The 13,700-nt window shown below is 63.8% G+C and carries 14 protein-coding genes; 7 read left to right on the forward strand and 7 right to left on the reverse strand.

Translation table 11 applies throughout. The features are described 5' to 3' along the window. Nucleotides 1–3 precede the first annotated feature (3 nt). Nucleotides 4–1,269 (reverse strand): NAD(P)/FAD-dependent oxidoreductase, encoded by a 1,266-nt coding sequence (locus F7R11_RS08890; protein WP_064802676.1) that lies wholly within the window; start codon nt 1,267–1,269, stop codon nt 4–6. A 93-nt stretch (nt 1,270–1,362) separates the two neighbouring features. Then, a complete protein-coding gene (locus F7R11_RS08895; RefSeq protein WP_064802678.1) occupies nt 1,363–1,725 on the reverse strand; it encodes an ArsR/SmtB family transcription factor in 363 nt (120 codons plus the stop codon). 108 nt (nt 1,726–1,833) lie between these two features. On the opposite strand from F7R11_RS08895, the gene F7R11_RS08900 reads away from it, so the two are divergent. Together F7R11_RS08900 and F7R11_RS08905 are read left to right on the forward strand one after the other, a co-directional pair. After that, a complete protein-coding gene (locus tag F7R11_RS08900; protein ID WP_064802680.1) occupies nt 1,834–2,694 on the forward strand; it encodes an MBL fold metallo-hydrolase in 861 nt (286 codons plus the stop codon). 138 nt (nt 2,695–2,832) lie between these two features. Then, nucleotides 2,833–3,411, forward strand: coding sequence for an NnrU family protein (locus tag F7R11_RS08905; RefSeq protein ID WP_064802682.1), 579 nt, complete (start codon nt 2,833–2,835; stop codon nt 3,409–3,411). On the opposite strand, the gene F7R11_RS08910 is transcribed toward F7R11_RS08905, so the two are convergent. Further along, on the reverse strand, nt 3,412–4,332 hold the full coding sequence (locus tag F7R11_RS08910; protein ID WP_064802684.1) for a pyridoxal-phosphate dependent enzyme: 921 nt from the start codon (nt 4,330–4,332) through the stop codon (nt 3,412–3,414). A 132-nt stretch (nt 4,333–4,464) separates the two neighbouring features. Between F7R11_RS08910 and F7R11_RS08915 the strand changes: the two genes are divergently transcribed. Both F7R11_RS08915 and F7R11_RS08920 read left to right on the forward strand, forming a co-directional pair. Then, nucleotides 4,465–5,397: a LysR family transcriptional regulator gene (locus F7R11_RS08915; RefSeq protein WP_064802686.1), complete on the forward strand. Its 933-nt coding sequence runs from the start codon at nt 4,465–4,467 to the stop codon at nt 5,395–5,397. 153 nt (nt 5,398–5,550) lie between these two features. After that, nucleotides 5,551–6,384 (forward strand): aldo/keto reductase, encoded by an 834-nt coding sequence (locus F7R11_RS08920; RefSeq protein ID WP_064802688.1) that lies wholly within the window; start codon nt 5,551–5,553, stop codon nt 6,382–6,384. Between the two features lie 25 nt (nt 6,385–6,409). On the opposite strand, the gene F7R11_RS08925 is transcribed toward F7R11_RS08920, so the two are convergent. Beyond that, nucleotides 6,410–6,826, reverse strand: coding sequence for a hypothetical protein (locus F7R11_RS08925; protein WP_064802690.1), 417 nt, complete (start codon nt 6,824–6,826; stop codon nt 6,410–6,412). A 134-nt stretch (nt 6,827–6,960) separates the two neighbouring features. Continuing rightward, nucleotides 6,961–7,857 carry a LysR family transcriptional regulator ArgP gene (locus F7R11_RS08930; RefSeq protein ID WP_064802699.1) on the reverse strand — a complete coding sequence of 299 codons (897 nt, stop codon included), beginning with the start codon at nt 7,855–7,857 and terminating at the stop codon, nt 6,961–6,963. A 73-nt stretch (nt 7,858–7,930) separates the two neighbouring features. Here F7R11_RS08930 and F7R11_RS08935 point away from each other — a divergent pair, with 73 nt between their 5' ends. Then, nucleotides 7,931–8,587 (forward strand): LysE/ArgO family amino acid transporter, encoded by a 657-nt coding sequence (locus tag F7R11_RS08935; RefSeq protein ID WP_104577552.1) that lies wholly within the window; start codon nt 7,931–7,933, stop codon nt 8,585–8,587. Between the two features lie 46 nt (nt 8,588–8,633). On the opposite strand, the gene F7R11_RS08940 is transcribed toward F7R11_RS08935, so the two are convergent. Continuing rightward, nucleotides 8,634–9,584, reverse strand: coding sequence for a LysR family transcriptional regulator (locus F7R11_RS08940; protein WP_064802701.1), 951 nt, complete (start codon nt 9,582–9,584; stop codon nt 8,634–8,636). Nucleotides 9,585–9,699: 115 nt separating this feature from the next. On the opposite strand from F7R11_RS08940, the gene F7R11_RS08945 reads away from it, so the two are divergent. After that, a complete protein-coding gene (locus F7R11_RS08945; protein WP_064802703.1) occupies nt 9,700–10,893 on the forward strand; it encodes a serine hydrolase domain-containing protein in 1,194 nt (397 codons plus the stop codon). 101 nt (nt 10,894–10,994) lie between these two features. Then, a complete protein-coding gene (locus F7R11_RS08950; RefSeq protein WP_231973218.1) occupies nt 10,995–12,107 on the forward strand; it encodes an MFS transporter in 1,113 nt (370 codons plus the stop codon). A gap of 199 nt (nt 12,108–12,306) precedes the next feature. Here F7R11_RS08950 and F7R11_RS08955 read toward each other — a convergent pair whose 3' ends face one another. Then, complete coding sequence (locus F7R11_RS08955; protein ID WP_064802708.1) at nt 12,307–13,353, reverse strand: ankyrin repeat domain-containing protein; 1,047 nt, start codon at nt 13,351–13,353, stop codon at nt 12,307–12,309. Between the last annotated feature and the right edge of the window lie 347 nt (nt 13,354–13,700).

Below are 13,700 nucleotides of genomic sequence, written 5' to 3' on the forward strand. Positions count from 1 at the left end.
GGTTTAGCGCCCCGAAGCTGCGGTTGGCCGCGCCAGCCATTCGCGTCCCTTGAGCAGCGCGTTCCAGTACAGCCAGGGCAGCAGCGTCTTCTTGAGCCACCAGGCGGACTTGCGTGCCACGGTGGGTGCCAGCGGAAAGGTCGGGAGCAGCTTGCCGCCGTAGCCGAACTCGGCCAGCACGACCTTGCCGCGCTCCACGGTAAGCGGGCAGGCGCCGTAGCCGTCGTAGCGCGTGGGCAGAGGCAGGCCTTCGCGATGCGCGAGCAGGTTCTCGGCGACCACGACGATCTGTTTGCGCACCGCAGCGGCTGTTTTGGCGTTGGGTGTGGAACTGGCATCGCCGAGCGAGAACACGTCGACGTGCCGCACATGCTGCAGCGTGGCCGGATCGACCTCACACCAGCCGGCAGCATCGCCCAGGCTGCTTTCGGCGATGAAGGCGGGCGGCACCTGCGGCGGCACCACGTGCAGCATGTCGAACGGCTTGGCAGTGCGCACGACTTCGCCGGCGGCATTCTTGTGCTCGAACCAGGCCATGCGTGCGGGGCCATCGACGGCCACCAGCGTGGAGCCGAATGCCAGCTTGGCGCGATAGCGCTCCACATAGCGCATGAGCGGCGGTACGAAGGCCTCGACGCCGAACAGCGCTGGCCCGGCAAGGTTGAACTCCACGTTGACGCGGTCGAGCACACGTGTGCGTTGCCAGTGGTCGCACGCAAGGTACATCGCCTTTTGCGGTGCGCCAGCGCATTTGATCGGCATGGCCGGCTGCGTGAACAGCGCGCCGCCAGAGCGCAGGCTGCGCACCAAGGACCACGTGTATGGCGCCAAATCAAACCTATAGTTGGACGTAACGCCGTTCTGGCCAAGTGCCGCTTCCAAGCCTTCAATGCGCTCCCACGCGAGACGCAGCCCCGGGCAGACGATCAGTTGGCGATAGGCAAGCGTCTGGCCGTTGTCGAGCTGCACGCGGTGCACATCGGCATCCACACGCGTAGCGGCTGCGCGAATGCGCCGCACGCCGGCCGGAAGCAGCGAATCGGTTTGTCGCGCCGTGGCCTTGGCATCGAACACGCCGCCACCCACAAGCGTCCACGCTGGCTGGTAGTAGTGCACGTCAGACGGCTCGACGATGGTGATGCCGAGTTGCGGGCGGCGTCGGCGCAGGCTGGCCGCCACGCCGATACCGGCAGCACCGCCGCCAAGAATGAGCACGTCACAGTCGACGGCAGGCAAGGACGCGGGCAAGGAGGGGGATTCGGAATGCATGCAATGTCAGTTGGGGCTGCCGGGCAAACCGGCTGGTGCTTCGATGATTGGCACGGCGTTGGCGCATCACAAGCCGGTGCCATGCAGGGCGACTTATCGGACGCTTCTCAGGACTTTGCCGCAGTACAGCGCAGACAGCGTCTGCATGATCTGGATGACCTCGAAGCTGGCCAGCCGGTAGTAGATGTACTTGCCCTCGCGGCGTGTGCTGACGAGGCCTTCATCGCGCAGCACGCCCAATTGCTGCGACAGGCTGGGCTGGTGCAGACCGACCAGCGCTTCCAGCTCGCCGACATTGCGCTCGCCCTGTGTGAGCTGGCAGAGCAACAGCAGGCGGTCTTCATGCGCCATGGCTTTGAGTACCGCGCATGCCTGGGAAGCAGAGTCGCGCAGCATGGAGATGGCCGCTTCGGGGAGCGGCACAATGTCGGTCGGATCGGTCGTCGGGTCAGTCATCGGGGCGCGGTGCGTGTTGTTCTGCCGGTCGCTCGGTGCGGCGCTATTGGCAGACAGAATATCTGGCGATATTCTATAAAAATATAGATTGTTTGCGGAAGCCCCAACATGCACGCCCAGATCGAACCATTTTTCGATACCGACACCTGCACCGTGACCTACGTGGTCCATGCGGGGCCGGGTACGCCGTGCGCTGTGATCGACTCGGTACTTGATTACGACCCGAAATCCGGCCGTACGCGCACCCTGTCGGCCGACCGTGTGGCGGCCTTCATCGAGGCGCACGGGTTGCGCGTCGAATGGCTGCTGGAAACGCACGCCCATGCCGATCACCTGTCGGCTGCGCCGTACCTGCGTGGCCGCTTTGGCGGACGCATCGCCATCGGCGAGCGTATTCGCGTGGTGCAGGGCGTGTTCAAGCCGATCTTCAACCTGGAGCCGTCATTTCAGCTCGACGGCTCGCAGTTTGACCACCTGTTCACGCCGGACGAGGTCTTCCACATTGGTGACCTGGAAGCGAGGGCGTTGGCCGTGCCGGGCCACACGCCGGCGGACATGGCCTATCAGGTGGGAGATGCCGTGTTCGTTGGTGACACGCTGTTCATGCCCGACGTGGGCACGGCGCGCTGTGATTTCCCCGGCGGTGATGCGGGTACGCTGTACCAGTCGATTCGCCGTCTGCTCGACTTGCCGGCCGACACGCGGCTCTACATGTGCCATGACTATCCGCCTGCAGGGCGTGAGGCCACTTGCCACACCACCGTGGCTGAACAGCGCCGCGCCAACATCCACGTGCGTGATGGCGTGACGCAGGATGATTTCGTGCAGATGCGCACCAAGCGCGACGCCACGCTGGGCATGCCCACGCTGATGCTGCCGTCCATCCAGGTCAACATCCGCGCGGGCGCGCTGCCGCCGGCTGAACACAATGGCGTGCAGTATCTGAAGATTCCGCTCAACGCGTTGTAAGCGGCGGCAAAACGCCCTTCGGGGTCAGGCCCGAGGGGCGTTTGTTCTTTTGACAAACAGCCGTCGATCACGCTGCGCGTGTTGCCGCCACCGCCTTGAGCTCGACAACGAGCGTGGGTCTGGCTAAAGGAGCCCGCCATGTCCGTCCTGATATTGGGTCTGCTGATCTTCCTGGGCGTGCATTCCGTTCGCATTGTTGCGGAGGGATGGCGCAAGGCCTGGATCGCCCAGATGGGCGAGAAGGGCTGGAAAGGTGCGTACTCCGTCGCCTCCATCGTCGGGCTGGCGCTGGTTATCTGGGGATACGGTATCGCGCGGCACGAACCGCTCGTGCTGTGGACTCGGCCGGCGTGGGCGCCCCATCTTGCGGGCTTGCTGACACTGGCGGCGTTCATCCTCTTTGCGGCGGCGTACGTTCCGGGTAATCACTTCAAGGCGTGGGTCCGGCATCCGCAGGCGCTTAGCGTGGTGCTGTGGGCGCTGGCGCATTTGCTGGCAAATGGCACGTTGCATGCGGTCGTGTTGTTTGGCGCTTTCCTGGTCTGGGCGCTGGTCGATTTCGCGGCCGCGCGTCAGCGGGATCGCGTGGAAGGCGTGGTCTATCCCGGCGGGGTGCTTTCACGCGATGTGATTCCCGTTGTGATAGGCGTTGTCGCTTGGGGCGCGTTTGCGTTTTATCTTCACGCACGCTGGATTGGCGTGAACCCGATGGGGTAGTCAATCGAATCGCGTTGCCAGGTCGTGTAACTGCTGAGCGGTGACCGTGGCCCCGCCGCACACGACCACGGCAATGCTGGAGGCTGCCTTGAGTGCAGGGTGCCCGCAATCCAGCGCCGCCAATGCTGCCCCGCAGGCCGGCTCGACCACCACGCGGTGCTCGTCAAGAAACCGGAGCGCAGCCTTCACGGCCTGCGCATCTGACACCACGACGTTGTAGATCTCGCGGCGGGCTGCCCATTCGAGCGCTCCGTCGCACGGCCGCTTGGCACCCAGCGAGGTGGCCACGCTCGAGATGGTGGCGAGTTCGACGGGTTTGCCTTGTGCGATTGAACGCGCGAAGCAGTCGGCTCCCTCCGTTTCCACGGCAACGACTGGCACGTTGGACCATCCGTTGCGTTGCAGCCCTTCCATGACGCCGCACAAGAGCCCACCCCCGCCGACGGCGAGGAGGATCGCGCCGGGCTTGTGTCCGGAGGTCGCCATCTCGTCCACCAGTGTGGCGTGGCCGTGCCAGATGACCGGATCGTCGAATGGGTGCACGAAGGCGTCCCCCGGGCCGATCAGGGACTGTGCAAACGCATGCGCTTCTGCCCACGCGGCGCCATGCACGATCAGCCCTGCACCTTCCTGGCGGATCAGGTCGCGCGCCCGTTGCGGTGTGCTTTCCGGCACCACGACCGCGACGGGAACACCGAGCTCGCGCCCGCAATAGGCCACCGCAATCCCCGCATTGCCGCCGGAAGATGAGACGAACCGTTGCGCACCCGCCGCACGCTGCGCCTCGCACAGGGCACCGATGCCGCGCAGCTTGAACGAGCCGGACGGCTGCGCGGCGTCCATCTTCAGCCACACCGGTTTGCCAAGCTGCCGTGAATAGGTTTGGGACTGTACGTAAGGCGTGTGGATGTGGAGCGTCATGTCTGATCGTGATGTGCAGCAACGCATATTCAAGGAAGCAGTCATCCTAGGCATTCATGGCTATGCATACAAATGCTTTATAAACGGATTTGCTATGCTTGATAGGTATGGATAAGCGCCTACCGAATCGATATGCGGAACATTGAACTACGCCACCTTCGCTACTTCATTGCGGTCGCGCAGGCCGGCAGCGTAGTGGCGGGCGCGCGGGCCATCGGCATTGTCCAGCCCGCCTTGTCGCGGCAGATCCTTGAGTTGGAAGCCGCCGTTGGCACGCCGCTGCTGGCACGCAAGGCGAGGGGCGTGCAGTTGACCGCCGCCGGTGAGAGTTTTCTGCGTGACGCCCGGCAACTGCTGGCGGATCTGCAAACCGGGCGCGATCGTGCCTTGCGTTGCGCTGCAGGTCAGCTTGGCGAACTGCACCTGGGTGTGCTGCCGAACTATCTCAGCGCAGCCGTCGTGACGAACGTGCTGCAGGCGTTTCGTGCCGCGTGTCCAGAGGTCAAGGTTTCGGTGGCGCCGATGCTTTCCGCAGCGCAGGCTACCGCCATTGCGCGCAAGCAGATCGACGGCGGCATCATGGCTTGGCGTCGTGATGAGGCACCGCATCTGTCCGGTATTGCGCTGTTGAGCGACCGCTTTGTCCTGGCCATGCCCGCAGCGCAAGCTGCTCACCCCAAGGCGCCGAAGCGGCTGGCCGACGTGGCGGATCAGCCGTTCGTGTGGTTCGATCCGGAGCGTTCTTCGGCGCACCATCGCTTCTTGATGCGGCAGTGCGAGCGCGCCGGCTTCACGCCGCGCGTGGCCCAGATCGGCAGCGACATCCCAACCGTGGTGGGTCTTGTGGCGGCGGGCATGGGGTGTGCGTTTGTGCCGGAGAGCCTGTCCGCCCTGTGTCCGCCCACGGTGCAGCTCGTACCGCTGCGAGAGGTGTCCGATCGCTTCGATGTGGAATTCACCTTTGACGAAGACGCAGCGACACCCGTTGTCGCTCGGTTTGCGCAAGCGTTGCGTGAGGTCGTGGGTCGTGGAGGGCGAACGCGCCGGGCGCAATCGGCGCGTTAGCAGGCATTTGCCGCGTATTTTCTGACCGGACGGATCGGGCCTTACCCGTGTGCCTGTTGTCTTGTAGATTCATAGGGTGCTAACGAGCGCGAGTGGGTATCGTGGGGCAATACAGGCCGCAACCACCCGCCGGCTCCAACCGGAACATCACGCATGAAACATGTCACCTTGCCCGACGGCGAGCGCGTGCCGGCGCTCGGTATGGGAACGTGGAATATGGGCGAGGGCCGCGCCGCACGCGCCGAGGAAGTCGCCACGCTGTGCTTGGGGCTCGACCTCGGCCTGCGCCTGATCGACACGGCAGAAATGTACGGGGAAGGCTTGTCCGAAGAGATGATCGGCGAGGCGATTGCCGGGCGGCGCGACGAGGTGTTTCTCGTCAGCAAGGTCTATCCGCACAACGCCAGCCGGCGGGGTATTGCAGCCGCGTGCGAGCGCAGCCTGCGCCGGCTCGGTACCGATCGCATTGACCTGTACCTGCTGCACTGGCGCGGCAGCGTGCCGCTGGAAGAGACGGTGCAAGGTCTGCAGGCGTTGCAGCGTGAGGGCAAGATTCGTCACTACGGTGTGAGCAATCTCGACCTGTCGGATATGGAAGAACTCTGGGACGCGCCCGGTGGCGATCAGGTTGCGGTCAACCAGTTGCTCTACAACCTGGGCCGGCGCGGTATCGAATGGGATCTGCTGCCGTGGCTGCGCGAACGCCGCGTGCCCGTGATGGCGTATTCCCCCATCGAGCAGGCACAACTGGCACGTCACCCGAAGCTGGTGCGGTTTGCGCAGGAATGCGACATGACGCCGGCACAGGTAGCGCTGGCGTGGTTGCTGGCGCGCGACGACATCATCGCCATTCCCAAGACCAGCCGCCGCGAGCGTTTGCGCGAGAACGTCGGGGCACTGGAGCGCGAACTGACACTAGAACAACTGGCCGAGCTGGATCGTCTCTTTCCGCCCCCGAAGGGGCCTCGGCCGCTGGAGATGCTGTAAGTCGCGTCGGCGGCGTGTCGCGGGCTTAGCGTGATTTCGCCTGGTAACGGGCGTAGTCGACATAGCTTGTGAGATAGACACGCGCCTTGTCACGGGTTTCTTGCGTGACGCGGTCAGCCGCTTTGCGGGCACCGGACGAACTCATCTGCGCGCTGAGATGGTCGCGGAAGGCATCGTGCATGGCTTGCAGATCGTCTGCGCATGCGTCCAATGCAGACGACACCACGGCCTTTGTCTGTGCGTTGCCGGGCACGCCGTCATCGGCGCGGCGTTGGGTGCAATCCATGTACTTGATGCGTAGTGCTATCCAACCGCTATCGGCACTGGCCGTGCTGTCCGTTTTGGCCTGATCGGGAAGCTGCTGTTGCGGTGGCGTGGACGAACCACATGCGCCAAGCAGCGCCAGCAGAACAAGGGACGGGGCGTAGAGGGCTTTTTTCATGGCATGAACTGTATGCTGCGAGCGGTTCTCGCACCACCCGTTGTCTTCCCGGCAAGTCGACCATCGCTCACGCCATTAACATTTGGAAACGACTTCGTTATGAGGCGCGCGTCGCAACGTTTCTCTGCGGCACTTCAAGGTGGCAGCAGGGCGGCGTGAGCCGCCGTCAAAACTTCGCGGCTCAATCCGTCTAGTAATGCGGATGCCGCCCGCGCGTACTGCCAGTGCAGCGGCACATCCAGCGGCGTGTCGGGCACCAGTTCAACCAGTGTGCCCGCCTTGAGGTGCGACGCGATCAGCGCCTGCGGATGCAGACCCCATCCCATGCCAGCAACTGCGGCCGCCACAAAGGCCTGAGGCGAGGGCAGCATGTGCCGGGGCAGTTCGACATGCCGGTGGCACAGACGCCGTGCCCAGCGCGCCTGCAATTCATCTTTGGTGTTGAACAGCAGGCTGGGCGCGCGGGCCAAGCTGCCGGCGCCGACCCCGTCAGCGAAATGGCGTTGCACGAACGCCGGACTGGCGGCCGCAAGGTAGCGCATGGAGCCCAACGGCCGGCTATTGCAACCGGCAGCCGGGCGAGCCGTAGCAGTCACGGCGGCCAGCACGGCGCCACTGCGCAGCCATTCGGTGGTGTGGTCCTGGTCGTCCACCGCCACCTCCATCAGCACCGGGTGTTCAGCACCGAAGGCCGCAATGGGCGGGGCGAGCCACGTGGCCAAGCTGTCGGCATTCACGGCAATGGGCAGCGGCACCCGCGCAATACCCTCCGGCGCCAGCACGGGTAGCGCGCCTTGCAACTCCTGTTCGAGCAGTCGAACGCGGTCGACATGTTGGCAAAGCTGTCGCCCCGTCTCAGTCGCCCGGCAGGGTTGGTCGCGCACCACCAGTGCGCAGCCCACGCGCTCTTCCAGCAATCGAATGCGCTGTGAAATCGCCGATGGCGTGACATGGAGAGCGCGCGCAGCGCGTTCAAAGCTGCCTTCCCGAACGACGGCGGCCAATGCAGAGAGGGCGGCGTAATCCAGCATGAGTTAAGTAAAACTGAATTGAGTGAAGTAAGGATAGTTTGTCTTCATTGGTTGGTGCGGGCAAGCTGCATGCATGGACACCTTGCTGACTCCCAATTCGCTGGCGCTATCTGTCTCCCTTCAGGGCTTGGTCCTGAGCCTGGGGTTGATCGTCGCCATTGGCGCGCAGAACGCGTTTGTATTGCGTCAAGGGCTGCGCCGTGAGCATGTGGGCAGCGTGGTGCTGTTTTGCGCGGTGGCAGACGCGTTGCTGTTGACGGCCGGCGTCATGGGCATGGCTCAGGCGCTGGGCGAGCGCCCTGGGCTTGCCAACGCTATGGCATTGGCCGGCGCCGCCTTTCTGGCGGTGTATGGGTGGCGGGCGCTGCAACGTGCGCGACACGCTAGTCAATTGCGGGCCTCAGAAGGCGGTGATGGTTTGAGCCGGGGCGCTGCGCTGGCGCAGGCTGCAGCCTTTACGCTGCTCAACCCTCACGTCTACCTGGATACGGTGTTGCTGGTCGGCAGCATTGGCGCCCAACAGCCGGCGGCATTGCGTGGCTGGTTCGTCGCGGGTGCAAGTTCAGCCAGTGCGTTCTGGTTTGTGTTGCTGGGGTTCGGCGCGCGCTGGCTGGCGCCGTGGTTTGCGAAGCCGCGCGCGTGGCAGGTGCTCGATGGCCTGATCGGCACGACCATGCTTGTGCTGGCTGCGCTGTTGCTGCGCCATGCCTTCATGGGGATCTTTGGCTGACGAAGCATTGCGTCACTGGGGGCAGGCGCACCGAGCGGAATGCCTACTAGCCCGATTGCTGGTGCGTACCGCGCACGGTGGTCGCGCGACGGGGCGGCTTTGCCACAGTGTCGGCGGGAAACACGCGTGCGCATAAAAAGTCGACCAATGCCCGGACCTTGGGGGACGGGTGCTTGCTGGCCGGCCACAGCACGTTGAAGGTCCCTTCCCAGTCCAGGTGATCGGCCAGCACGGGACATAGCTGGCCATCGGCCAACGCTTTCCGGATCGAGAAGTCCGGCAGGAAGGCAATGCCCAGGCCTTGCAGCGCAAAACACAGGCGTGCCTCGATGTTGTTGCCGATCATCGATGTCGGGATCATCGATTCAGGTTCACTTGGCGCGCGGCGCAATGGCCACGGCTCCAGCTTGCCGCTGTTCGGGAAGCGATAGTGCAGGCAACTGTGGTTGGCCAGATCAGCCGGCACCTTCGGCGTGCCGCGCTCTGCCAGATAGGCAGGGGAGGCAACCAGCATGGCCCGATACGTGCCGAGCCTGCGGGCTGAAAGCCGCGAGTCGGCAGGCGCACCCGTTCGGACCACCGCATCGAAGCCTTCTTCGATGACATCGACCAGCCGATCCGTGAAGTCGAGGTCCAGTTCGATATCGGGGTACATGCGCATGAAGTCGCTGAGTACCGGCAGCACCAAGGAGCTGACCAGCGGCAGGCTGACGCGCAAGCGGCCGCGAGGCGCATCGGTAGCCTGGCGCAACTCCAACTCCGCCGCCTCGATCTCGGCCAGGATGCGGCGGCTGCGTTCCAGGAATAACGTGCCCTCGGCGGTCAAGGTCACGCTGCGTGTGCTGCGATGAAAGAGGCGTACGCCAAGCCGGTCTTCCAGTCTTGCCATGCTCTTGCCAACGGCCGATGCCGACACACCCAGCAGACGGCCGGCTGCGACAAAGCTGCGTGTCTCAGCCACCTGCACAAACACGACAAAATTGTTGAGGCTGTCCAAGCTACGTCCTTGATTGCGGACATCTATGTCCTGATAGAAGTGAAATCTACCCCACTTTTTCTTGAATCGCGGGCTTTCTATCGTGGCGGAAGTTTGATCAAGAAAGGAGTTCACCTTGTCTGCTTCCACACTTCTGCAACGCGCAGGAACCGTATCCGCGCCCCTGGACGAACGTGTCCAACGCGTTCTTCAACAGGCCATCGATGCGCAACGACTGGTCGGCGCCGTCGTGCTGGTCGCGCGTGACGGCCAACTGATTCATCAGCAGGCCGCTGGTTTGGCCGACCGCGAAAGTGGCCGCCCGATGACGCTTGACACGATCTTCAGGCTGTCTTCGGTCAGCAAGCCGATTGTTGCAGCCGCAGCGCTGGTGCTGGTTGCACGGGGCCAGCTGGATCTCGACGAGGGCGTTGACCTCTATCTGCCCGCATTCCAGCCGCGTTTGGCCGATGGGCGGCTCGCGCGCATCACGTCGCGGCAACTGCTCAGCCACACTGCAGGGTTGGGCTATCGCTTTCTGGAAGCGGACCCTGATGGCCCCTATGCCCGGGCTGCCGTGTCCGACGGCATGGACGCATCCGGCATCAGCCAGGAAGAAAACCTGCGGCGCATCGCCAGCGCGCCGCTGCTCTTTGAGCCGGGAACGGCATGGCATTACTCGCTCGCGATCGACGTGATGGGGGCGCTGATCGAACGGATTGTCGGCGCACCACTGGACGTGGCGATCCACGAACTGGTGACCGAACCACTAGGCATGACGGATACCGGCTTTTTCGTACGCGACGCGCAGCGTGTGGCGACCGCCTACGTGAGTGACCAACCGCAACCACACCGATTGCAGGAAGGTGAAATCTTGCCGGTGTTTGAGGGCACGGTTGGCATCCGCTACAGCCCCTCCCGCATCTTCGATGCGTGTGCGTTCCCCTCGGGCGGTGCTGGCATGGCGGGCACTGCGGCCGACTTCCTGCGCTTTCTCGAGGCCCTGCGCGAGCGCCGTGGCGCGCTGCTGCCTGACGACCTGGTCAGCGAGATGGGCCGAGACCAGACTGGAGGGCTTGAACTGCGCGATGCGCCGGGATTCGGCTTTGGCCTCGGTTTTTCTGTGCTGCGGGACCGGCAGCTAGCCTGTTCTCCGGAAACTGACGGGACCTGGCGATGGGGTGGGGCGTATGGACATGCATGGTTTGTCGATCCGGCGCAGAAGCTCAGCGTCGTCGCCTTCACCAACACCTTGTATGAGGGCATGTCGGGGCGCTTCGTGACCGACGTACGTGATGCTGTCTACGACGCCTTGCAGGAGACGCGTTGATGCGGACCGTACAAGAGCTGGAACTCCAGCCCGAACACCAAGGTGGTGCATCTGCCCGTGCTGCGGGCCGTTTGCCCGTGGCCCCACTGCTGGCGCTCGCCATGGCGGGGTTCATCACCGTTTTGACCGAAGCGTTGCCGGCCGGTTTGCTGCCGCCCATGGCCAGGGGGCTGGCGGTTTCCGAGGCGCTGGTCGGCCAGCTTGTCACGGCCTACGCGGTCGGGTCTCTGGTGGCGGCCATCCCGTTGATCACGCTGACACAACATCTGCGGCGTAGGCCATTGCTCTTGGCCGCCCTTGCAGGGTTTGCGCTCGCCAATGCGGTGACGGCAGTCTCCACGAGTTACGCCTTAACGCTGCTGGCCCGGTTTCTGGCTGGCATGTCGGCGGGTCTGCTGTGGGCGCTGCTCGCTGGATATGCTGCGCGCATGGTCGCTGTGCATCAACAAGGGCGGGCGATCGCCGTCGCCATGTTTGGCACGCCGCTGGCGCTGTCGCTGGGGGTGCCGGCAGGGACGCTTCTTGGGAGCGTGATCGGGTGGCGTGCCGGCTTCGGCATCATGAGTTTGCTGGCCGTGATCCTGATCGTATGGGTACGCGTGCGGGTGCCCGATTTCGCCAGCGTTGCCGCCAGGCGGCGCTTGTCATTGCGCGGCACATTGTTCGTGCCAGGGGTGCGCTCAGTTCTGTTTGCCGTGCTGACCTTCGTGCTCGCCCACAATATCCTCTACACCTATATCGCGCCCTTCCTTGCGACCGTAAAGATGGGCGATCAGGTCGATCTGGTGTTGCTGGCGTTCGGCATCGCTGCGCTTGCGGGCATCGGCGGCGTTGGCGTGCTGATCGATCGACACCTGCGTCACCTGACACTCGCCAGCATGCTGCTGTTTGGTGCGGCCACCGCAGTCTTGGGTTGGGCGAGCCGCGAGTCGGCCTGCGTTTATTTGGCCGTGGCAGCGTGGGGGTTGGCATACGGCGGGGTTCCAACGCTGTTCCAGACGGCGCTTGCCAAGACGGCGAGGGATGCCGCGGATGTCGCCCAATCCATGCTGGTTACCACTTGGAACGCGGCGATTGCCGGCGGCGGCATGCTCGGCGGCGTACTGCTCGAGCAGTTTGGGGTTGGCGCGTTTGCTCCGGTGCTGCTGGCGTTGCTCGTTGCTGCGTGGGCGGTTGTGTGGTCGGCAAGCCGCGATGGTTTTCCGATCACGTAACCATGTGAATCTATGCTGCCGGCCGGTAGCGCAGGTGGATCAGCGGGTAAGTGCGCCCCTGGCCATCTTTTGCTGGCGCGGATTGTATCCAACAGAGATCCGTCCTGAGGCGCGCAGTGTGCGGACGTCGCCAAAGAAAAAGAAGCGGCAGGCTTGTTGCCTGCCGCCAGGGCTTGCTCGCGCGTTTGTTGCTTTCGCCTCAGCGCTTGACGCTGCGGAAGATGGCCAGCGTGTCGTCATCGTGGAAGCTCGGGTTCGCCAACACGTCCTTGCGCACAGTCACACTCTTGAGATCCGGTGAAGCCGCAGCCACCGCATCGGAGTAGTACCGAGCATCCGGGTTGGCGCCGGCCCTGATCAGCGCACGCACGCAGTCGGCGTTGCCGGCCAGCGTGGCGGATGCCAGCGGTACCGGTGCATCGCCCGACGTCTTCATCCACGCGGCCGAGTTGAGGTCAGTGCCGGGCTTGAGCAGCAGCTTGATACGCTCGCCGGCTTGCGGGTCGGGCTTGCGGTGCAGGTCGACGTGGCGATCGCACACGTAGTTCAGTGCAGTGGCGCCAGATTTGGAGCGCGCACCCACGTCGATACCAGCCCCGATCAGCAGCTTTGTCGCATCCAGGTTGCCTGCGGCCATGCCCATGAGTGCGGTCTCACCATTCTGGTTGCGCAGGTTCGGGTTGGCGCCGGCGCTCAGCAACAGACGCATGATTTCCAGGCTCGGGGCGTTGAGACGCAGGCCCGATGCCTGCAGCAGCGGCGTGTTGTTACCGTCGGTGTTCAGCGCGTTGACGTTGGCCCCGGCCGCAATCAGCGCTTTGACGATGCGCAGGTTTTGCGGCGAAGCCTTGCCGTTGGTGTCGATGCCCGAGATGGCGTAGACCAACGGCTGATTGCCCAGATCACGATAGACGGGGATCTCCAGATCGTTCTTCTGCGTGAGCAGGAGGTCGACCAGGTCGGCATCGTTGTTCGAGATGGCTACCGCCAAGGCGGACATGCCTTGTGGGCCGTCGTACTCGGCCGGCTGCGCGCGGTGCGCACGCGCGCCCTTGGCCAGCAGGTCGCGGATGGCCGCCAGCTTCTTTTCGTTGGGCTTTTGCTCGTACTGCTCGACCGTGGCGGCCAGTTTGTCGTCCAGCGAGGCAGGCTTGGCCTGCGCGGTCAGCGGTGCGAGCAGGGCGCAACCAGCCAGCAGGCATGCTGCGGTTTTCGCTGCTGTCGTTTTGGGGTGGAGTCGCTTCAAGATGGATGAGCTTGGTTGATTGACTGTGTGCGCCTCCAGATCATGTGCGGCGCGGGCGCGATTATCGCACTGTTGTTCCAATTGGTACATTAACAATGGGAAACAATGATGCCGTGGTTGGCAATCATCAATCACGTTGCTGTGCCGATTGGTACGTGCCGACGAAGATGCTGGGCGGAGGCTGTAATCGATGGCCAGTCTCAAGCGGGTTGTTGGGCTGCTCAGCAACCACACATTCCCTCGACATTCCTCCGCGAAGAATTCCTTGTGTCTGTTCATTGATGTCATAATTGACAATTACATCAGTTATGATTAGATTGTGAATGCTCGCGGCGGGGATAGGGCTA

The sequence above is a fragment of the Ralstonia insidiosa genome, from assembly GCF_008801405.1.
Lineage (GTDB): Bacteria > Pseudomonadota > Gammaproteobacteria > Burkholderiales > Burkholderiaceae > Ralstonia > Ralstonia insidiosa.